Here is a 20,780-nt window from a genome sequence, read left to right as displayed (position 1 = left end):
TTTGCTGCCGGGCGTTCCTCGTTCACCAGTGCGGACCTGCTTTCCCTAGGGCTGCGCCGGGATGCTGAAGACGGCGTGTCGGCAATTGTAGCCCCAATTCAGCGACGGCTGAGACTCAGTGCTCGTGCCGAGCCTGAATGATGACCTGGTAGTCGTCCTCGTCCTCCGGCTCCTCCTCGGGCTCCGGCTCCGGAAGCGGCGGGAACGCCACGGGACGCCCGGACTCATCCAGCGCGGTGCCGGAGTAGGTGACCGCGTATACCCCTCGGGTCTCGCGGAGCCTGAGCACCTCTTCGGTATGGGCCTTGATGTCCTTGTCGTTGCGCCGCATCCGGGCGTAGAGCGGAGCCTGGATGAAGATCGTGGCGAGGGTGCCCACGATGATGCCCACGAAGAGCGAGAGCGAGATGTCACGCAGGGTCCCGGCGCCGAGCAGCAGCGAGCCGATGAACAGGATCGATCCCACCGGCAGGATGCCGACCACAGAGGTGTTTAGGGAACGCACCAAGGTCTGGTTCACCGCCAGGTTCACCCGTTCGGTGAACGTCTGGTCCTTCTGCGCGTGCAGCGGCTCCAGGTTCTCTCGGATCTTGTCGAAGACCACCATGGTGTCGTAGAGGGCGTAGGAGAGGATCGTCAGGAAGCCGATGATCGCGCTGGGGGTGACCTCGAATCCGGTGAGCGCGTAGATGCCCACCGTGGTGATCACCACGAACCCCAGTCCCAGCATCGCCGCCAGCGACATGGTCCAGGTGCGGAAGTAGAACGCCATGTACAGCGCCACGAGCACCACGAAGATCACCAGGCCCAGCGTCATCTGCTGCGAGATCTGCTCGCCCCAGACCGGGCCGATGAAGGTGGAGCTGACCTGCTCCGCGGAGACCCCGTAGCCCTGCTGCAGCGCGTCGGCGACCTCCAGGGTCTCGGTGTCGCTGAGCTCAGCGGTCTGCACCCGCACCGTGTTCGGCGCGACGTTGGTGACGATCGCCTCCTGGCCGGAGACCTCGGAGACGGCGTCCTCACCGATGGCGATGTCGGTGTCCTGGGTCTGTGAGACCGTGAACTCCGATCCGCCGGTGAACTCGATTCCCAGGTTGAAACCGCCCCGGAAGAACGGCACCGCGATGGAGGCGAGCACCAGGATCCCGGCGAGCAGGAACCAGAGGTTCGAGCGCTGGATGAACGGGTAGGACCGTTCACCGGTGTAGAGCTGGTTGCCGGTCTTGGCGAATCCTGCAGCCATCAGCGGTCCTCCTCGGTCTCTCGCGATGTCACGCGCTCATCCGATACCTCGGTGTCGACCGCTGAGCCGTCACCAGTTGATTCGGCGCTTCGCTGCCGCGCGGCGGCGGCGCGGGCGCGGCGTCGTTCGGCGATGGTCATCTGGCTCCATTCCAGCTCCGAGATCTCAGGAAGTTCCTCGACGCGGGCGTCCCGGGCCTCCCGAGCGTCATCGGGGGTGCCGGCTGAGCGAGGCAGCGGACTGCTCGGGGGCCCCTCCCCGCCGGGGTCGGCGGTGGAGTCGCGGGGGGTCATCGGACCTGCCGCGACCACGCTGCTGCGCGCGAAGCGTCCGCGTCCGCGGTAGAGCACGTCCACGCCCAGCTCATTCTCGGAGAGCCCCGAGAAGGGTTTGCCTGCGGCGAAGAACTTCCTCCGGGCGATCAGCTGCATCAGCGGGTGGGTGAAGAGGAAGACCAGGATGATGTCGATGATCGCGGTCAGTCCCAGGGTGAACGCGAAGCCGCGCACGTTGCCCACGGCGACCAGGTAGAGCACCACGGAGGCGATGATGTTCACGGCCTTCGAGGCGAGGATGGTGCGTCGGGCGCGGGCCCAGCCAGCTTCCACTGCACCGGGAAGCGACCGGCCTTCGCGCAGCTCGTCCTTGACGCGCTCGAAGTACACGATGAAGGAGTCAGCGGTCAGACCGATCGAGACGATCAGGCCTGCGATGCCGGCGAGCGAGAGCCTGTACCCGTCGCTCCAGCCCAGCAGCGCGATCGCCCACCAGGTCATCACGCCTGCAACCACCAGGGAGGCGATGGTCACCAGACCCAGCGCCCGGTATTGGAACAATGCATAGCCCGCGACCAGCACCAGCCCGATGATGCCGGCGAGCAGACCCAGCCGGAGCTGCTCCTCGCCGAGGGTGGCGGAGATCTGCTGTTCGGACTCGATCTCGAAGCTGATCGGGAGCGAGCCGTAGCGCAGCTGCTCAGAGAGCCCGCGCGCCTCGTCCTCGGTGAAGTCACCGGTGATCTGCGGGCGTCCGTCGACGATCGCCGCCTGGGTGGTCGGGGCCGAGATGACCTGGCCGTCGAGCATGATGGCGAACTGGTTCCGCGGAGCTTCCAGGTTGACCAGGCGGGTGGTGGTGTCGCGGAAGGAATCGGTGCCCTCGGCGTCGAAGTTGATGGTCACCGCCCAGCGTCCTGTGGACTGTCCGCTCTGAGACTGCTCCATGCCGAAGCTGGAATCGGCAATGTTGGTCCCGGGGACCTCCACCGGTCCCAGCAGGTACTTCGTGCCGGTGGTGGGATCACATGCGCTCAGCGGCTCGTCGTCGGCCGCTGCGGCGCGCTCTTCGAGGCTGATCTCGGTGCTGCAGCTGAAGTTCGCGAACTCGGCGGCGACCTCTGGGGTGATCCAGTTCGGGTCAGAGCCGTTCTCCGGCTCCGCTGTGGGCTCCTCGAAGTCCTCCGGCTGCGCCGCGGGCTCCTCGTCCTCCTCCTGGGCCGCCGAGAGCTCCTCTTCGAGCGCCTCGGCTTCCTCCTCGGTGAGGTCCTCATCCTCAAGCAGCGACTGCTGCAGGAAGTCCAGATCCTGATCGACCTGGATCACCGGCCGGAACTCCATGTTCGCGGAGGCCTGGATCAGCTCCCGGGTCTCCTCGTCGGGCACGCCGGGCATGCCCACGACCACGTTCTCGGCACCCTGGGTGGCGATCTCGGATTCGGTGACGCCGGAGCCGTCCACGCGCTGCCGGATGATCTCCACGGCCTGTTCGAGCTGCTCGGAGTCGATCTCTTCACCGCCCTCCACCTGGGGCGAGAGGACCATCTGGGTGCCGCCTTCGAGGTCCAGGGCGAGCAGCGGCGCCCACTGGGCACGGCCGTCCTGGACCGCGTAGGCAAGAAGTCCGCCCATGCCGAGCAACAGCACGAGCAGACCGATCAGGGCGCCGCGGGCACTCGCGACGGGGGTGCGTGGAGCCATAGGAGCCGGATCAGTCCTCTGGTGTCGCGGCGGGTTCGACCACCTGCTGGATGGCGCCGATGAGGAAGTCCACCCGGTCCCCGGAGCTGAACTCCAGAGTCACCCGCTGGGCCTCCTCGTCACGGGTCACCACAGTCCCGACTATCCCGCCGGCGGTGACCACCTGGGCACCCACCACGGCGCCTCCGCGAGCCTTGGTCTGCTCGTCACGCATCTTCTTTCCGCGGCGGAAGGTGAGCACCATGAAGATCACCAGGATGGCGATCATGATCAGCAGGAACGGATCCAGCGCGGGTCCGCCCCCTCCTGCGGTCGCAAGGAGCTGGGCGTAATAGGGCGAAGCGTTCACAGATCGGGCCAATCTCTCGTCGCGGGGTGTTCTCGGCCAGCGTGGAGCTCAATTCACCCAGAGCTGGCCGGGCATTCAACCCGACAGACTATCAGGATGCCGGTCCGGCGGGGTCAGCCCGAGGTGCCGCCAGGCCTGGTCAGTGGCGACGCGCCCACGCGGTGTCCTGGCCAGCAGCCCCTCCCGCACCAGGTAGGGCTCGGCCACGGTCTCCACGGTCTCGGTCTCTTCTCCGACCAGGACGGCCAGGGTGGAAAGTCCCACCGGTCCGCCCTTGAACCTCAGGCACAGCGCCTCCAGCACGGACCGGTCCAGACGGTCCAGGCCGCGCTCATCGACCTCGTACATCTCCAGAGCTTCGGCCGCGGTCGCCCGGTCCACCTGGTCCACGCGGTGCACCAGCGCCCAGTCACGCACCCTGCGCAGCAGTCGGTTCGCGATCCGCGGAGTGCCCCGGGAGCGCCCGGCGATCTCGGCAAATCCTTCCGAGGCGACATTCATCTCCAACATCGCCGAGGAACGGCGCAGCACCAGCTCGAGCTCCTCGGTGCTGTAGAACTCGAGCTGACCGGTGAAGCCGAACCGGTCCCGCAGCGGCCCCGGCAGCAGGCCTGCCCGCGTGGTGGCTCCCACCAGGGTGAAGGGCGGCAGCTCCAGCGGGATCGAGGTGGCGCCGGCGCCCTTGCCGACGATCACATCCACCCGGAAATCCTCCATCGCCATGTAGAGCAGCTCCTCCGCGGGCCGGGACATCCGGTGGATCTCATCGACGAAGAGCACCTCGCCCTCGGTCAGCGAGGACAGGATCGCGGCCAGGTCCCCGGCGTGCTGGATCGCGGGACCGGAGCTGATCCGCAGCGGGGCGTTCATCTCGGCGGCGATGATCATCGCCAGGGTGGTCTTGCCCAGCCCGGGAGGCCCGGAGAGCAGCACGTGGTCCGAAGCGGTGCCGCGGATCCTGGAGGACTCGAGCACCAGCGAGAGCTGGCGGCGCACTGTCTGCTGTCCCACGAAGTCGCTCAGCGCCTTCGGGCGCAGCGCCGCCTCCATGGCACGCTCCTCGGTCATCGAGGAGGCGCCGAGGAGCTCCCGGGGGGCGTCGGCGCTCACCTGGCGCCCCCGAGGCTGCGCAGCGCCTGCCGCAGGACGGTGGAGACGTCGGCCTGGGCCAGATCGGGTTCTGCGCTGAGCAGCCGGTCCACGGCGAGGCGGGCGTCCTTCTCGATCCAGCCCAGGGAGACCAGCGCCTCACGCACCTGCACGGCCACCTCCGGTTCGGTGGGGACGACGGCGGCGGGCGCGGCCGGCTGGTCGATGACAAGTTTCCCGGCGAGTTCGAGCAGGATCCGCTGGGCGGTCTTCTTCCCGATGCCGGGGACCTTGGTGAAGGCCGCGGTGTCAGATTCAGCGATGGCCTGGTGGACCTCGTGCGGGGTGTGCACCGCCAATACCGCCAGCGCCATCCGCGGGCCGATGCCGGAGATCGAGACCAGGGTGGTGAAGATGACCCGCTCGGAGAGCTCGGAGAAGCCGAAGAGCAGCGGCGCGTCGTCCTGACGGGGGACGAAGCTGGTGTGCAGCCGGGTCTCGGTCCCGCGCTGCAGCTCCCCCAGGGTCTTCGGGGTGGCGGAGACGTGCAGGCCGAAGCCGGAGACCTCGACCACCGCGTGATCGGTGCCGACATGGAGCACGTCGCCACGGATGGAAGAGATCATTTCTCACCTCACCGTCGCCGCAGGCGACTGGTCACGGACCAGGGGTGACCCCGGTGCCATTAGAACATGTATTCGAACACTCTAGCGTGCCCGCTTCGCCGCTTCCATCCAGGCGCGCTGGGCGGGGGTCAGCGAGGCCCCAGACGGGGTCCCGCGAGGGGATCGCGGCTTCGAACCGCCCTGGTTCGAACCCGCCGACCTCGCGCTGGCCGACGCGCTGGCCGAGGTCGAGCCGACTGGCTTGGAGCCGGCGGCCTGCTGGGCGCGCTGCAGCGCGGTCATGGCGCCCTGGTGGGTCTGTGTGGACCCGGACATGTTGAACCGCGCGCCGATTCCGGAGCGCCAGCCGTGGCAGATGGCCACCGCGTAGGCGTCGGTGGCATCCACCGGGGTGGGCAGACCGGGAAGCTTCAGGATCCGCTGCACCATCCGGGCCACGGCCTGCTTATCGGCGTTGCCGTCATCGGTCACGGCGGCCTTGACCTCGGACGGGGTGTGCCAGGCCACCGGGATGCCGCGGGCGGCAGCCGCCGCGATGATCACCCCGGAGGCCTGCGCAGTAGCCACCACGGTGGGCGCGTTGTTCTGCGCGAAGACTCGCTCGATGGCAAGGACGTCGGGGGCGAATCGATCCAGGAGCACCTCGGCGGCGCGCTGGATCGCCAGGATCCGCTCCGCGAGATCCTGGGCGGCCTTGGTGCCGGTGACCTCCACATGCAGCGACTCGCCGGTGCGATTCAGGTTCATCTCCACCACCGCGAAGCCGCAACGGGTCAGCCCGGGGTCCACCCCGAGGATCCGCTGCGCGGTCCGCGAGGTCCCTGCTGTCCCGGAGACGAATCCTGCCGGGCTGCTGCTGCCACGGCCCGGGTGGGGGCTGGACGCCGTCGCCATGGGTGCCGGGCCTGCCTCAGTCCTCGGCCTCGAGCGCCGCCAGCGTCTCAGCACTGAGATCGGCGTTGGTGTGCACGTTCTGCACGTCGTCGAGGTCTTCCAGGGCGTCGTGGAGCTTGAAGAACTTCTTGGCGGCGTCCACGTCGAGGTCCACCGTGACGTCGGAGACGAACTCGACCTCATCGCTGTCCCAGCTGAGCCCGGCCTCCTCGAGGCCCTTGAGCACCGCGTGCAGGTCCTGCGGCTCGGCGCGCACCTCGAAGCTGGAGTCGTGCTCGATGACGTCCTCGACCCCGGCCTCCAGGACCGCAGCCAGGACGTCGTCCTCGCTCAGCTCAGCCTTGGGCAGCTGCACCACGGCCTTGCGCTGGAACATGTACGCCACCGAGCCGGGGTCCGCAACGGTGCCGCCGGAGCGGGTGACCGCGATGCGCACCTCTGAGGCCGCCCGATTGCGGTTATCCGTCAGGCACTCCACGAGCAGCGCCGAGCCCTGCGGGCCGCGCACCTCGTAGGTGATCTCCTCGTACTCCACGCTGTCCCCGGAGAGGCCGGCGCCGCGCTTGATCGCGCGGTCGATGTTGTCATTGGGGACCGAGTTCTTCTTCGCCTTGGAGACGGCGAGCTCCAGACCGGGGTTGCCGGCGAGGTCTGGGCCGCCGTTGCGCGCCGCCACCTCGATCTGCTTGATATAGCGCCCGTTGAGCTTGGCACGCTTGGCGTCAACAGCAGCCTTGCGGTGCTTGGTGTTGGCCCATTTGGAATGGCCGGCCATGGTTCTCCTCGTGGATGACGTCAGGGTGATGGCAGTCAACAGTTGCCTCAAGCAACCGTCGTATAGTCTTGCCACCAGCCTATCGGAGAGGACGTTGAGTCTCATGGAGCACACCGAGCAACGCTCAGCCGCGCAGAACACGACGACGGGCCCGCCGCCCACGCGGAATCCGCTGCTTCAAGAGGGCACCCTGGACTACGGGCTCACCGATCTCTCCCTGATCCAGGACGAGCACTGGCTGCCCGCCCTCGAAGCCGGCATCGCCGCCCAGCGCGAGGTGGTCGCGGCGATCGCCGAGGATGACTCCCCCGCCACGGTGGCCACCGTGCTGCACCCGCTGGGACTCTCCAGCCGGCTGCTCTCCCGGGTCGAGCGGGCGTTCTCCTGCATGTTCTCAGTCCACGCCACGGATGAGCGGCAGCAGGTCCAGCAGGAGCTGGCCCAGCAGCTGGCCGGGCATCGGGACTGGCTCACGCTGCATCCGGGGCTCTACCGCAGGCTCTCCGCTCTGGACTCTGCGCTGGCGCAGGGTGAGACACGCGCCAGCCCGGAACAGCAGCGCATGCTGGCGAAGACCCTGGAGCAGTCCCGGGCGGCCGGGGCGGGACTCGAGGAAGCCACCCAGGCGCAGCTGCGAGAGATCAACCTCGAGCTCAGCGCCGCGGAGACTGCCTACGCTCAGCTTCAGCGCCAGGAGGCTGCCGCACACGCCGTGCACTACGCCGAAGACTCGGAGCTCGCGGGACTCAGCGAGCAGGAGCTGGCCTCCGCCAGGGCCGCCGCCCGGGAGGCAGGCCATGACAGCGGAGCTCTGCTGCAGCTGAACCTGCCCGTGCAACAGGCGCCTCTGGAGAGGATGAGCGTTCGCGACTCCCGGCGTCGGCTGCACGAGGCCTCGACCGCGCGCGGCACCCTCACCGATGATCAGGGTCGCACCACCAGCCAGATCGGCGCGCAGATCGCCCTGCTGCGGGCCCGCCGCGCTCAGATGCTGGGTTTCGAGCATCACCTGGACAGCGTGCTGCCAGCACGCACGGCGGAGGATCGAGCCAGCATCGAGGCGATGCTGCGCACCATCGCCGACGGCGCGCGGGCCCGGCTCGGCACCGAGCTGCAGACGCTGCATGAGGCCGGGGTGGTTGATGGCGCAGGGCCTGATGGTGCGGGGCGTGATGGCGCGGCGCTGGATGGCGCGGCTCAAGAGACCCCGTCCGAGGACGCAGCCACGCTTCAGCCCTGGGACATCAGCTTCGGCATCGCTTCCGTGGCGAAACAGCGTTCCGCCGCCGATTCGACCCGTTCGAACCAGCACGACCCTGCGACCCAGGGACAGTCCGTGCCCCTGGAGGAGGCGCTGCGGCGCGTCTTCGAGGCCGCCTCCCGGCTCTACGGAATCACCGTGGTGGAACGTCAGGACCTGCCCGGCTTCGCTCCCGGGGCGCGCAGCTTCGAGGTCTTCGAGCGCTCCGCCGAACAGCGGCCCGGTGCAGGTGTCGGACTGTTCCTGCTCGATCTCTTTGCCCGGCCGAGCAAGTCCGGCGGGGCGTGGATGAACTCCTTCTCGGTGGCCTCCACCCTCACCGGATCCTCTCCGGTGGTGATCAACGCGCTGAACATCACCGCACCGGCCCCTGGGGAAGAAGCTGCGCTGACGCCCTCGGCGATGCGCACGCTCTTCCACGAATTTGGTCATGCCCTGCATGGTCTGCTCGCCGAGGCCGAGTTCGAGGAGCTCTCCGGGACCGCGGTGCCGCGGGACAACGTCGAGTTCCCGTCCCAGGTCAATGAGATCTTCCAGGAGCTGTTCACCGGGGGTCTGGCCGAGGCAGGACAGACGCCCCCGGCGGAGGAACTCTTGGAGAAGGGATTCAGCACCTTCGAGCACATCGCCGCCGTCGTCCTGGACCTGGCCTGGCACACGCTCTCAGTGGAGGAGGCCGAGGCCGCGGCGCAGGACCCCGAGGGGTTCTCCGCCCAGGCGCTGGCTGCTTGGGGGCTGGATCATCCCCTGGTGCCGCCGCGGTACGGAACCGGATTCTTCAAGCACATCTTCGCCGGATCCGGCTACGCCGCCGGCTACTACTCCTACCTGTGGGCCCAGGTGCTCGCCGCTGACGCCTCACAGTGGTACCGCGAACAGCTGGGTGCACGCCCCAGCGCCGAGGAGCGCGAGCAGGCGCTGGTCGCCGCGGGGTCCCAGGTGCGCCGCGAGCTGCTGGCCCGCGGCAACACCCGAGATCCGCTGAAGTCCTACCGGATCACCTTCGGCCGGGACCCCGCCATGGGCGCCCTGCTGCGCCAGCTGGGACTCTAGGACGGACGGATGAGCCGCACGCCCGGGGAATCTGATTCCCCGGGCGTGCCGCCGCTGCGTCTTCGGGGTGCCAGTGCCCCCACTGGCCACCCTTGAGTGCAGCCTTCAGCACACCCCACTGGGCACCCTTCGGCGCACCTGTCAGGGCCGTGGCGTGCCCGTGACCCCGACGATGACCTTCCCCGAGAGTCTGGGATCCGCCGCGGTGGCGAACAGAGGGCCCGGATCCTTGGGGTCCAGCTCATGGGTGATGACGTCTTCGATCGCCGAGTGCGACTCGAGGAGCCTGATCGCGTCGTCGATCTCGTGGACGAATCGGAAGGCCCCGACGATGCGTATCTCCCCGGAGATCACGCGTGAGAGCCCGATCGGACTCGACGTCGCCGAGACCATCCCCACCTGGACGTGGACGCCGCCTGACCGCAGAGCGCGCGAGGTCGACGAAGCGATGGCCGCATCCACTCCCGAACACTCGAAGACCAGGTCATAGGAGCGCTCCGGGACGTTCTCCTTGGACACATCCAGGCACACGGTGGCCCCCTGGCGCTCAGCGCGTTCCAGAGCCTGGGGAACCACATCTGTTGCGGTGATATGGGCTGCTCCGGCAGCCTTCAGGGCCGCGACGGTCAGCAGGCCGATGGGGCCCACCCCGGAGACCAGAATCCGTGCGGTCTCCGGATGAGCACCGACCGAGCGGGCCTGTTCAACGGCGTGGAGCGCGACCGCGAGTGGTTCCGCGAGAACCGCGCGACGGATCGGCAGCTGTTCCGGCAGAACCCGCAGCATGGTGCGATCGACCACGATGAACTCAGCCAGGGCTCCCTGGGTGTGCGGCCAGGTGGACGCGCTGCCCAGGTAGGACCCGCCGGGCCAGAGGTTCGGGGCGTCCTCCAGGCCGGGCTGGGGCGTGCCCCATCGTGCTGGATGCACGGTCACCGGAGTCCCCGCACGCAGCTCACCTGTTGGATCCTCAGCCACCGTTGCTGAGAGCTCATGGCCCGGGATCAGAGGTTCACGGACCTGGAAGTCGCCGTTGGCGCCATCCCGGTAATAGTGCAGGTCCGAGCCGCAGATCCCGACGTAGGCCACCCGCAGCAGCACCTGGTGCTCTTCCGGGACCGGCATGGGCACTGGCTCCCAGTGGCAGCTCTGCGCGCCATGGATCACCAACGCGTGATTCGTCTCCAGCGGTGCTGCCGTAGAGGTGTTCTCTGTAGCCATGCGTCACACCACCGAGGTCATGCCGCCGTCGACGAACAGGTTCTGTCCGGAGACGAAGCTGGACGCCGCGGAGCTGAAGAAGAGCAGCGCACCGGAGAGCTCGTCGAGCGAGCCCCAGCGTCCTGCTGGGGTTCGCTTGCAGACCCACTGGTTGAAATCTTCATCCGCCACCAGGGCTCGATTCATGTCGGTGGCGAAGTACCCGGGGGAGATGGTGTTCACCTGGATCCCATGCCGGGCCAGATCCGCGGCCATCCCCTTGGACAGCTGAGCGACAGCGCCCTTGGTGGCGGAGTACGGCGCAATCGTCTCGCGAGCCAGCATGGACTGCACCGACCCGATGTTGATGATCTTGCCGGAGCCGCGCTGGATCATGCTCGGGACCAGCGCGCGAGAGACGTAGAAGACGCTGCTGAGATTGGAGCCGACGACGTCGTCCCAGTCCCGGGTCTCGAAATGCTGGAAGGAGGCCCGGCGCTGGAGGCCCGCGTTGTTGACCAGGATGTCAGGGGTCCCGCGTTCTTCGACCAGCCGGTCCAACTCGCTGCGGACCTGATCGGCGTCCGTCACGTCGAAGGTGACGCTGTGGACGGGCCGACCCGAGATGCCCTCGACCTCGCGCCGTGCTTCTTCAAGCGCGGCGGTGTCACGACCATGCAAGGTGACCTCAGCCCCAGCTCCGGCCAGGGCCAGAGCCAGTTGCCGGCCCAGGCCCCGCGAGGAGCCGGTGATCAGCGCATGCTGACCAGTGATGTCGAAGAGATTCGGTGCGCTGGTCTCGGTGTTGCTGTGTGTCACGGTGCGGTTCCTTTCAGAGCAGCGAGGCGGCCAGGTAGACGACGACGACCAGGAGGAACCCGAGCACGGACTGCAGCGCCTGCTGCACGGTCCAGGTCTTCAGCGTCTCCTTCACGTCCATTCCCATGAGCCGGCCGACGAGCCAGAAGCCTGAGTCATTGACATGTCCGGCGAACACCGAGCCGGCGGCGGTCGCCAGGACGATGGCTGCGACCTGGATCGAGTTGAAGTCTCCCGCGAGCACAGCCGGGGCGGCCAGACCTGCAGCGGTGACCAGCGCGACCGTCGCCGAACCCTGAGCCAGGCGGATCGCGACCGCGATGAGGTACGCGGCAGCGATCACCGGCAGTCCGAGGTCACTGAGCGAGTCCGCCAGCGCATCGCCGATCCCTGAGGCGCGCAGCACTCCGCCGAACATTCCGCCGGCGCCGGTGATCAGGATGACCGAGCAGACCGGGCCGAGGGCCGAGTCCAGGAGCTTCTCCAAGGCAGTGCCGGATTCCCCGCGGCGGTATCCGAGCACGATGGTCGCGACGATCACGGTGATCAACAGCGCCATCATGGTGGTGCCGAGGAAGGACAGCGCCTGCACCCAGGTGCTCTCGCCGTCGAAGACTCCCACCGAGGTCAGGCTGTTGAGGCCGGTGTTGAACAGGATCAGCGTCATGGGCAGCAGCAGCAGGAAGACGATGGTGCTGACTCGGGGAGGATTCGTCGGCTGATCGTCATCGATCTCACCGAAGATCGTGGGAACCGGAACCATCAGGCGCTTACCGACGAAGAGACCCCACAGGTAACCCGCGACGTACCAGAGGGGGTAGGCGATGATGAGTCCGACCAGGAGCACGATGCCGAGGTTGGCCTCGTAGAGTTCGGAGGCTGCCACTGGTCCCGGGTGCGGCGGCAGGAAGACATGCATGACCGAGAACGCGGCGGCCGTGGGCAGACCGAAGAGCAGGACGCTCTTGCCGGTGACTCGCCGTGCCACGGCGAAGACGATCGGGAGCATCATCACCAGGCCGGCGTCGAAGAACATCGGGAAGCCGAGGATCAGCGAGGCGATGCCGAGGGCGAATGGAGCTCGGCGTTCACCGAAGCGGGAGATCAGTGCCTCGGCGAGAGCCTTGGCACCGCCCGAGTGCTCCACGAGGCGTCCCAGCATGGCACCGAGGGCCACCAGGATCGCGACACTGGCGAGCGTGGCTCCAAACCCATCGGTCAAGGTTTCAGAGAGGACCGAGAGTGGAACGCCCGCAACGACGGCGGTGAGGGTCGAGACCACGATCAAGGTGATGAACGCGTGGACCTTGAATCGAATGATGAGCAGCAGGATCAGCGCGATCGCGCCGACAGCAATGGACAACAAGGGGCCTGTGCCCAGTGTCTGAGTCCAATCTTCCATGGGTGTCTCCGTTGCAAAGTCTGAGTGGGAGTGCGCGGTCGATGGCGTCAACGTCGAAGCTTCATCGCGACCGCGCAGAGTCACTGGGGTGTGTTTCCAGTCACATGGTGGCAGACAGGTAGTACTTTTGGCAAGAAAAGGTAGTACCTGTCGCAGGCGTGGGGTCACTTGCAACAGCGCCCTCGGACAGATCTCGACGCAGCCGCGCCGCGAGGTTCAGGGACGAAGGTCTGCGAGCGAACAGGATGGCAGCACGATCCACCCTTCTCGTCCTGCGCGCGCCTGATGGTCTGCCGGCGGAGGGTCATACCTCCCCAGAGCGGCAGCCCGTGTCGCGAGGGCGGCCACCACGGCGTCGAAGCAGTCGGTGGAGTCCACCATCAGCTCGACATGCCTCCCGAGGTCCAACCACGGCGCCTCGCGCTGCATCCGCTGGACCAGTCCGCGCCGCACCTCCGGATCTCTGCGGTACCCGCGGACCTCCCAGCCCCACAGCCGCAGCGTGGCACCCGGGTACACCTCCACCACGGCGCCGGTCTGGCCGGACCTGTCGACGACGAGCCCCTCGGCGGCGAGTCGCCCCAAGAGACCTGCGCAGCGCATCGCGGTCAGCCCGATCCGGTCAGTGGAGACGCTCAGCGGCCAGCGACCGGTCTGCTCGCGCACATGCCGGTCGGTCTCCCGGTACGCCAGCGTTCGCCGCCAGGCCATGCCACCGTCCGGGACGTGCGCACCCCGGAGGTCGGCGTGCTCCACCAGGAAACCGACGAACTCATCGGGCCAACCCAACGCGCAGTCGATCCCGATCATCGCGACACCGGGCGCCGCGCGCGTGATCTGTGCGTCATCGACATCAAGAGTCAGCTGCTCCAGGCAGGCTCCTCGGGCAGCCCATTCGATGACCGCGAGGGCGGTTCCCCTGCTCTCGGCGGCCAGATCAACTCCGGCGGTGCGCATCGGGGCGTGGCTCATGACCCTGACGCTACCAACGACGCCGATCCGCCGGTGTCCCCACGCCCCACTGTGGCTTGTTCACCCATCTGTCGCACCTCTGTGCCACGTCCCATGGGTTTGGACGGATATAGCGATGGGACATCGCATAGGGATGCGACGAACGTGGCGGGACGGGCGGAGCTGGGGCGGGCGGAGTGCCGGCCGTCGGGTCAGTCGGTCGCGGCGGCGGTCTGGCGGATCACGGTCTGGAAGCGCTGGGCGATGGTGACCACCGACGCGATCCCGAGCAGGACCAGCACGATCAGCAGCACCGAGGGGTGCAGGCCCAGACCGGTGAAGCCGGTGAACACCAGGGTGAGCACCATCCGCTCGGAGCGTTCGGCGATCCCGACGTCGGCGGTGTAACCCAGCGCCTCCGCCTTGGCCCGCACATAGGAGACCAGGCTGCCTGCCAGCAGGCAGAATGCGGACGCGATGCCGAGCCAGAGGTGGTCTCCCCCGGTGAAGAACCAGATCATCAGACCCAGGAACACGGCACCGTCCTGGACCCGGTCCAGACAGGAGTCCAGGAAGCCGCCCAGCACCGAACCCTGTCCGCTGATCCGTGCCATCAGTCCGTCGATCAGATCCGAGAAGACGAAGACGGTGATGAACACCGTGCCCCAGAACAGCTCTCCCATGGGGTAGAACACCAGGGCGCCCAGACAGACGCCGATGGTGCCGATGACGGTCACCATGTTTGGGGTCATGCCCAGCCCGAGCAGGGCTTTGGCGATGGGAGTGAAGAGCCCGCCGAAGAAGGCGCGCGCGTAGCGGTTGAGCATCTAGCGGTTCGCCTCCCAGCCCTCGGCCACCAGAGCACGGGTCTCCCCCAGCGTCTGCGAGAGGTTCTTGGTCTGCGCGATGATCGGCATGAAGTTGGTATCCCCGTTCCAGCGTGGGATCACGTGCTGGTGCAGATGCGCCGCGATGCCCGCCCCGCCGACCTTGCCCTGGTTCACCCCGAGGTTGAATCCGCCCGGGTTCGCCGTCGCCCGGAGCACGCGCATGCTCTGCTGGGTCAAAGCGATGAACTCCGCCGACTCCTCGGCGTCAAGGTCGGTGAGGTCCGGGACGTGCCGGTAGGGGCAGACCATCAGATGACCGGGGTTGTAGGGGTAGAGGTTCAGCAGCACGAAGCAGCGTTCGCCGCGGTGCACGATCAGCGACTCCTCGTCGCTGCGCAGCGGGCCCTGGCAGAACGGACAATCCCCGGAACCGCTGACCTGGTCCTGGCCGCGCTTCTGATAGGCGGCGCGGTGCGGGGTCCAGAGGCGCTGGAAGGCATCCGGCACGCCCGCCAGTTCAAACTCCTCTTCGGACCCCACGCCGGTTCAGCCTTCCTTGGATTCGATCGCTGCCAGGATCCGGGCCACGGCCTCGTCCACCGGCACCTGGTTGTCCTGGCTGCCGTCGCGGAACCGGAACGAGACCGCTCCGGCGTCGGCGTCGTCGCCCCCGGCGATCAGCACGAACGGAATCTTGTCCTTCGAGGCCGTACGGATCTTCTTCGGGAAACGGTCGCTGCTGTCTTCGAGTTCCGCGCGCACACCGGCGGCCTGCAGCTTGGCGACCACCTCGGCGAGGTAGTCGTTGAACGGCTCCGCCACTGGGATCGCGCGGACCTGGACCGGGGAGAGCCACACCGGGAACGCCCCGGCGTAGTGTTCGGTGAGCACGCCGAGGAAGCGTTCGATGGAGCCGAACTTCGCGGCGTGGATCATCACCGGCTCCTGCCGGGTGCCGTCGGCGGCCTGGTACTCCAGCCCGAAGCGCGCGGGCTGGTTGAAGTCATACTGCACCGTGGACATCTGCCAGGTCCGGCCGATGGCGTCGCGGGCCTGCACGGAGATCTTCGGGCCGTAGTAGGCCGCACCGCCGGGATCCGCGACCAGCTCCAGACCGGTCTCGGTGGCGACGTCTTCGAGCACCTTGGTGGCCTCGGCCCACTGCTCGGGGCTGCCGATGAACTTCTCGGAGTCCTCGTCCCGGGTGGAGAGCTCGAGGTAGAAGTCATCGAGCCCGAAGTCGCGCAGCAGCGAGAGCACGAAGGTCAGCAGGTGTCGGACCTCGTCGGGGGCCTGTTCCTTGGTGACATAGGAGTGCGAGTCGTCCTGGGCGAAGCCGCGCACCCGGGTCAGCCCGTGGATCACACCGGACTTCTCATACCGGTAGACCGAGCCGAACTCGAAGAGCCGCATCGGCAGTTCGCGGTAGGAGCGGCCGCGGGAGCGGTAGATCAGGTTGTGCATCGGGCAGTTCATCGCCTTGAGCCGGTAGTCCTGGCCCTGCTTGGTGATGTTGCCCTCGGCGTCGCGCTCCTCATCCACATGCAGCGGCGGGAACATGGTGTCGGCGTAGTAGGGCAGGTGTCCCGAGGTGTGGAACAGGCCGTCCTTGGAGATGTGCGGGGTGCCCACGTACTGGAAGCCGGCCTCGATGTGCCGGGTCCGGACGTAGTCTTCCATCTCGCGCTTGATGATGCCGCCCTTGGGGTGGAACAGCGGCAGACCGGAGCCGAGCTCGTCGGGGAAGCTGAAGAGGTCCAGCTCGGAGCCCAGCCGGCGGTGGTCGCGGCGCTCGGCCTCGGCGAGCCGTTCCTTATAGGCCTTCAGGTCCTCTTTGGTCGGCCAGGCGGTGCCGTAGAGGCGCTGCAGCTGCGGGTTGGTCTCCTTGCCGCGCCAGTAGGCCGCGGCGGAGCGCATCACGGCGTAGGCGTTGGCGATCAGCTTGGTGTTGGGCAGGTGCGGTCCGCGGCAGAGGTCGGACCAGATCCGCTCCCCGTGGCGATCCACGTTGTGGTAGATCGTGATCTCTCCACCGCCGACCTCGATGTTGGCGCCCTCGGCGGCCTCAGCGGCACCTGCGCTGCTGCCGTCGCTGGCGACGCCGAGCAGCTCGAGCTTATACGGCTCCTCGGCCATGGCGGCCTTGGCCTGGTCTTCGCTGACCACCTCGCGCTCGAAGAGCTGGGTCTGATTGATCAGCTTCTGCATGGCCTTCTCGATCTTCTTCAGATCTTCCGGCGTGAAGGGCTCGGCGACGTCGAAGTCGAAGTAGAACCCGTCGGTGATGTAGGGGCCGATGCCGAGCTTGGCCTCGGGGTAGAGCTGCTGGACCGCCTGGGCCATGACGTGGGCGGTGGAGTGGCGCAGCACGTTGAGCCCGTCCGGGCTGGAGATGTCCACCCCCTCGACGACGGCGCCGGCCGGGATCTCCCGGGAGAGGTCCCAGAGCTCGCCGTCGACCCGCATGACCACCGTGGTCTTCTCCGCGGCGAAGAGCGTGGTGCCGGTGGTGCCGCGCTCGATGCTCGCCGTCTCGCCGTCGCGGGTGATGCTGATGGATTCAGCCGGTGCTGCGGGCTGGGACGGGGCTTCCGATGCTGCGTTTTCGGACACTTGGGATGTACTCCTCATGGATGTTCTGCGGACCCAGGTGATTCTACGGGAACCCCGGCCGAACTGATCCCGCCGAAGCGCCTGGAGCCTGCGGTGCCGGCTCAGTCCCGCTGACACCCCGGGCACCAGTAGAGCCGACGGCCCTGCAGCTCCGCCGCCTCGATGAGGGTCCCGCAGCGCGGACACCCGGTCCCCTGGTGCTTATACACCCAGTGCCGACGGGAGCCGCCGGTGCGCACGGTGCGGATCCGACCCTCGGCCACGCCGTCGCGCAGCTGCTCGCTGAGCCGGTCCCAGAGGGCTGCGGCGCGCTCGGGGTCCAGCTGGTTGCTCGGCGTGTGCGGATCCAGCTGCTCCAGGAACAGGGATTCCGCCCGGTAGATGTTGCCGACGCCGGCGATCACGGCCTGGTCCATCAGGGCCGCGGCGATGCTGATCCTGCGCCGGCTGAGGTTGTGCAGGAAGTCCTTGCGCGGGGTCGTGTCGGTCTGCGGCTGGCGCAGCGGGTCCGGACCCAGACGGCCGATGACCTTCTGATACTCCGCGAGCTGAAGCACCGCGCAGGTGGCGGGTCCCCGGAGGTCCGCCCAGCCGTGCCGGGCGCTGATCCTGGCTCGGACCGCACCCTGGGGCGGTTCCGGGATGAGCCAGCCCTCGGCGTCGTAGTGCGGCTCGAAGGTCACCGCCGCGGCGCGTGGGGCTCCGATGGTGGTCTCCGCCGCGAAGTCCGCGTCCCCGCGGAAGCTGAAGGCGCCGTAGAGCCCCAAATGGACCTGCCAGATCTCCGGCCCGAGGTGGACGAAGAGGTGCTTGCCCCAGGCCTCGGCATGTTCCGGGGTCTGCCCGTCCAGTCGCTGCGCGCCGGCGGTGAAGCGTCCCTGCGGGGAGCTGACCCGCCACGGGCGGCCCACGAAGACCGTGTTGATCTGCGCGGCGAGCCGGTGGAGGGTATGGCCTTCAGGCATGGATCAGTCGAGGATCTCTCGGGTGCGTTCGTAGTGGCCGATCTTCCCGATCCGGCGCGCGTGGCGCTCATCGCCGCTGAAGTCCGCGCCGAGGAAGGCCTCCACGATTCCGGTGGCCTCCTGAAGGCTGTGCTGGCGACCACCGAGGGCGACCACGTTGGCGTCGTTGTGCTCGCGCGCCAGCACCGCGGTGTCGTGGTTCCAGGCCAGTGCGGCCCGGACGCCGGTGACCTTGTTCGCCGCGATCTGCTCACCGTTGCCGGAACCGCCCAGCACGATGCCCAGCGCGTTCTTCCCGGCGCTGCGAGCGGCCACCACGGCCTCAGCGGCGCGGATGCAGAACGCCGGGTAGTCATCCAGGGCGTCATACTCGCGCGGCCCGTGATCGATGAGCGTGTAGCCGAGACCACGCAGGTGCTCCACCAGGTGAGCGGAGAGCTCCATTCCGGCGTGATCGGTGGCGATGTGGACTTCCATGCTGTCTACCATGATCTCTTCTCAGACCTTTCGGGGGCGAGGACGCTTCGGGCCGGGTGCCGGGGACAATCCTACGGGGAGCCCGCGGGTGCCGGCGCGGACCGCCCGGCGGACCGGGGGCTCGCGGGGAACACGGCGCGAGCGAGTATCGTTGCACCCTGCACCGCGCCAGAGGAGGAACATGTCTGCAGAAGAGTCCCAGCCCGCCCGCGAGCTCCCGAAGTTCTCGAACCGACTCGGAGCTCCGATCGCCACCGTGCGCCCGGTGGGCCGTCCTCCCTCCCAGGTCTCCGGGCTTCCCGGCCGCCCGCCCAATGACCAGGCGGCCGCGACGCCTTCCACTCCAGCACAGACCACCTCTGAGCCGGCCAATCCGGAGCAGCCCAACCCCGAGCAGCCCAACCCGGGACCCTCAGGCGCGGAGCAGCAGAGCTTCTACGATGCCGTCGGCGGACGCAAGACCTTCGCCACGATCGTCGAGGTCTTCTACGACCATGTCGCCGAGGATGAGGACTTCCGGGCGATGTATCCCGAGGCGGACCTTCAGCCGGCGAAGGAGCGGCTGCTGATGTTCCTGGAGCAGTACTGGGGCGGACCGCGCACCTACCAGGAGCAGCGCGGGCATCCTCGGCTTCGGATGCGGCACATGCCGTTCGCGGTGGATGCCCAGGCCCGGGACAAGTGGCTGGAGTTCATGCGCGCCGGGGTGGACGCCGCCGAGCTCTCCCCGCTGCACGAGCAGATCCTGTGGGACTACCTGGAGCGCGCCGCGCACTCGATGGTCAACCGCTGACCTGCGTCAACCGCTGACTTGCGGCGCGCCGCTTCGCTCACAGCGTGGCCGGCTCCCGGGTGCTGCGGCACAGGATGTAGCCGCCCTGGGAGCTCAGCCGGATCCAGCGGCCGCGGCGATGCACTGCGGTGGTTCCCCCCGCGCCCTCCGGGGCGAGGAAGTTCAAGGCGTGGGCGCCGAAGGCCGCGCCGGCCGGGATGGCGGCGTCCTGCAGCGGCTGCGCCTCGGCGGCGGCATCGGCATCAACCTGCAGGTCTGCGCCCCAGACCTGTTCTCGGACCTGCTCGACGACGGCGGCTCCCGCCGTGGTCGGAACCGCCTGCGTGATCTGGGTGATCCCGGACTGGGCCTGGGCGCGCAGGTGGTCATCGCGCAGGCTGCCCAGCGGGTCCCAGCCCGCGCGTGGCGGCGTGACCGCCGCCCAGGGCACGCTGAGCCGGCTCGGCGGGAGCGCCAGCTCGGTCTCGGCGGGGTTCATCCGGGCGATCCGTTCGCTGATCGAGCTGAGCTCTGCGGTGACATCGGCGCGGGAGTCCTCGGCCAGGGCGACGGTGCGCAGCCCCAGCACGGCGGGCAGCTGGCTCAGCAGAGAGCCCGGGGTCATCACCGGCACCCAGGCGGCCAGCACCTGGCCCACGGCCTGCAGACGGATCCCCTGCTCCTGGATGCGGCGGGCGCGCTTGATATAGGTGGAGAGGTCCTGGAGCGAAACGGCTTCAGCGAATCGCAGCGAGTCAGTCATGGGGCTCATTCTTCCAGAGCGGAGCGCACCTCATCGACCAGGATCTCCATGTACCGCCGGGCCTCGCGCGGGTCCTTGTCCGCGATCGCTCGGGCGACGCCGTCATGGGCGTCGAGCGCCTCGGGCATCGGACGGGTGGGCATCAGGCCATGCTTGGTCCGTCCGGTGAGCACCTCGGCGACGACCTCGGCCAGTGCTGCAAACATCGAATTGCCCCCGGCTCGAAGCATCAGCCGGTGAAAGGCGATGTCGGCCTGGATGAACTCACTGAGCCGCTCGGACTCCCCCAGCCGCCGCATGGTGGCCGCGAGATCCAGCATCTGGTGGGCCTGGACCTCGGTGCGTCCGGTGGCGGCCAGGGCTGCCGCCTCGGTCTCCACGGCGATGCGCAGCTGGGTGAGCTCGATGAAGGCCTCACGCGCGGCGGCCGAGGCGAGCCGCCAGCTGATCACCGCGGGCGACATCACGTCCCAATGCTCGGCGGCAGTCACGACCAGACCGATGCGACGCTTGGAGTAGAGCAGGCCGTGGGACTCGAGCACCTTGACGCTGTCCCGGGCCACGGTGCGTGAGACGCCGAAGCGCTGCTGCAGCGACTCCAGGGTGAACACAGCGCCGGCTACGTGCGCCCCGTCCACGATCTCGCGCCCGAGGGTCTCCGAGATCGCGTCCCGACCCACGCGGGCTACGGAAGGGTTCGCCACAGAGCCTCCTTGGTGCAC

At 68.2% G+C, this 20,780-nt stretch carries 20 protein-coding genes; 2 read left to right on the top strand and 18 right to left on the bottom strand.

Annotated features, from left to right (window positions below; genetic code table 11):
- Positions 1–115 precede the first annotated feature (115 nt).
- From secF to HNR24_RS03045, 7 genes are all read right to left on the bottom strand, one after another.
- Positions 116–1,243 carry a protein translocase subunit SecF gene (secF, locus tag HNR24_RS03075; RefSeq protein WP_058889164.1) on the bottom strand — a complete coding sequence of 376 codons (1,128 nt, stop codon included), beginning with the start codon at positions 1,241–1,243 and terminating at the stop codon, positions 116–118.
- Positions 1,243–3,219, bottom strand: a complete 1,977-nt coding sequence (gene secD / locus HNR24_RS03070) for a protein translocase subunit SecD (protein ID WP_182494981.1) — start codon at positions 3,217–3,219, stop codon at positions 1,243–1,245. The genes secF and secD overlap by 1 nt, the downstream gene beginning before the upstream one ends.
- A 10-nt stretch (positions 3,220–3,229) precedes the next feature.
- Complete coding sequence (locus tag HNR24_RS03065) at positions 3,230–3,568, bottom strand: preprotein translocase subunit YajC (RefSeq protein WP_058889163.1); 339 nt, start codon at positions 3,566–3,568, stop codon at positions 3,230–3,232.
- 75 nt (positions 3,569–3,643) lie between these two features.
- Positions 3,644–4,636 (bottom strand): Holliday junction branch migration DNA helicase RuvB, encoded by a 993-nt coding sequence (gene ruvB / locus HNR24_RS03060; protein WP_179442993.1) that lies wholly within the window; start codon positions 4,634–4,636, stop codon positions 3,644–3,646.
- A gap of 38 nt (positions 4,637–4,674) precedes the next feature.
- Complete coding sequence (gene ruvA, locus HNR24_RS03055) at positions 4,675–5,283, bottom strand: Holliday junction branch migration protein RuvA (RefSeq protein ID WP_182494980.1); 609 nt, start codon at positions 5,281–5,283, stop codon at positions 4,675–4,677.
- A gap of 81 nt (positions 5,284–5,364) precedes the next feature.
- The gene (gene ruvC, locus HNR24_RS03050; protein ID WP_182494979.1) at positions 5,365–6,177 is read right to left on the bottom strand and encodes a crossover junction endodeoxyribonuclease RuvC; all 813 of its coding nucleotides are present in this window, start codon (positions 6,175–6,177) and stop codon (positions 5,365–5,367) included.
- Between the two features lie 16 nt (positions 6,178–6,193).
- Positions 6,194–6,952 carry a YebC/PmpR family DNA-binding transcriptional regulator gene (locus HNR24_RS03045; protein WP_058889161.1) on the bottom strand — a complete coding sequence of 253 codons (759 nt, stop codon included), beginning with the start codon at positions 6,950–6,952 and terminating at the stop codon, positions 6,194–6,196.
- A gap of 103 nt (positions 6,953–7,055) precedes the next feature.
- Between HNR24_RS03045 and HNR24_RS03040 the strand changes: the two genes are divergently transcribed.
- Positions 7,056–9,266 carry a M3 family metallopeptidase gene (locus HNR24_RS03040; protein WP_182494978.1) on the top strand — a complete coding sequence of 737 codons (2,211 nt, stop codon included), beginning with the start codon at positions 7,056–7,058 and terminating at the stop codon, positions 9,264–9,266.
- A 141-nt stretch (positions 9,267–9,407) separates the two neighbouring features.
- On the opposite strand, the gene HNR24_RS03035 is transcribed toward HNR24_RS03040, so the two are convergent.
- From HNR24_RS03035 to HNR24_RS02995, 9 genes are all read right to left on the bottom strand, one after another.
- The gene (locus HNR24_RS03035; RefSeq protein ID WP_182494977.1) at positions 9,408–10,487 is read right to left on the bottom strand and encodes a zinc-binding dehydrogenase; all 1,080 of its coding nucleotides are present in this window, start codon (positions 10,485–10,487) and stop codon (positions 9,408–9,410) included.
- A 3-nt stretch (positions 10,488–10,490) separates the two neighbouring features.
- Complete coding sequence (locus HNR24_RS03030) at positions 10,491–11,285, bottom strand: SDR family oxidoreductase (RefSeq protein WP_182494976.1); 795 nt, start codon at positions 11,283–11,285, stop codon at positions 10,491–10,493.
- A 13-nt stretch (positions 11,286–11,298) separates the two neighbouring features.
- Positions 11,299–12,687, bottom strand: coding sequence for a GntP family permease (locus HNR24_RS03025; protein ID WP_179442457.1), 1,389 nt, complete (start codon positions 12,685–12,687; stop codon positions 11,299–11,301).
- A gap of 216 nt (positions 12,688–12,903) precedes the next feature.
- A complete protein-coding gene (locus HNR24_RS03020) occupies positions 12,904–13,659 on the bottom strand; it encodes a DUF429 domain-containing protein (protein ID WP_232301794.1) in 756 nt (251 codons plus the stop codon).
- 191 nt (positions 13,660–13,850) lie between these two features.
- Positions 13,851–14,465, bottom strand: coding sequence for a phosphatidylinositol phosphate synthase (pgsA, locus tag HNR24_RS03015; protein WP_058889156.1), 615 nt, complete (start codon positions 14,463–14,465; stop codon positions 13,851–13,853).
- Positions 14,466–15,008: an HIT family protein gene (locus HNR24_RS03010; RefSeq protein WP_182494975.1), complete on the bottom strand. Its 543-nt coding sequence runs from the start codon at positions 15,006–15,008 to the stop codon at positions 14,466–14,468. It abuts the gene before it with no gap.
- A gap of 6 nt (positions 15,009–15,014) precedes the next feature.
- Entirely contained in the window at positions 15,015–17,099 is a 2,085-nt protein-coding gene (gene thrS, locus HNR24_RS03005; protein WP_182494974.1) for a threonine--tRNA ligase, read from the bottom strand.
- Positions 17,100–17,182: 83 nt separating this feature from the next.
- Positions 17,183–18,046 (bottom strand): Fpg/Nei family DNA glycosylase, encoded by an 864-nt coding sequence (locus tag HNR24_RS03000; protein ID WP_182494973.1) that lies wholly within the window; start codon positions 18,044–18,046, stop codon positions 17,183–17,185.
- 3 nt (positions 18,047–18,049) lie between these two features.
- A complete protein-coding gene (locus tag HNR24_RS02995) occupies positions 18,050–18,523 on the bottom strand; it encodes a ribose-5-phosphate isomerase (protein ID WP_182496068.1) in 474 nt (157 codons plus the stop codon).
- 265 nt (positions 18,524–18,788) lie between these two features.
- Here HNR24_RS02995 and HNR24_RS13925 point away from each other — a divergent pair, with 265 nt between their 5' ends.
- Entirely contained in the window at positions 18,789–19,316 is a 528-nt protein-coding gene (locus tag HNR24_RS13925; protein ID WP_310735453.1) for a globin, read from the top strand.
- A gap of 37 nt (positions 19,317–19,353) precedes the next feature.
- Here the strand turns inward: HNR24_RS13925 and HNR24_RS02985 are convergent, their stop codons facing one another.
- Positions 19,354–20,058: a DUF8185 domain-containing protein gene (locus tag HNR24_RS02985; RefSeq protein ID WP_182494971.1), complete on the bottom strand. Its 705-nt coding sequence runs from the start codon at positions 20,056–20,058 to the stop codon at positions 19,354–19,356.
- A 5-nt stretch (positions 20,059–20,063) separates the two neighbouring features.
- Positions 20,064–20,762: a FadR/GntR family transcriptional regulator gene (locus tag HNR24_RS02980; protein WP_182494970.1), complete on the bottom strand. Its 699-nt coding sequence runs from the start codon at positions 20,760–20,762 to the stop codon at positions 20,064–20,066.
- Positions 20,763–20,780 lie beyond the last annotated feature (18 nt).

Origin of the sequence: Nesterenkonia sandarakina, from assembly GCF_014138825.1 — a bacterium.
Classification (GTDB): Bacteria; Actinomycetota; Actinomycetes; order Actinomycetales; family Micrococcaceae; genus Nesterenkonia; species Nesterenkonia sandarakina.
The sequence above is the reverse complement of the archived record's forward strand: the minus strand, read 5'-3'. Positions and strand labels throughout refer to the sequence as shown.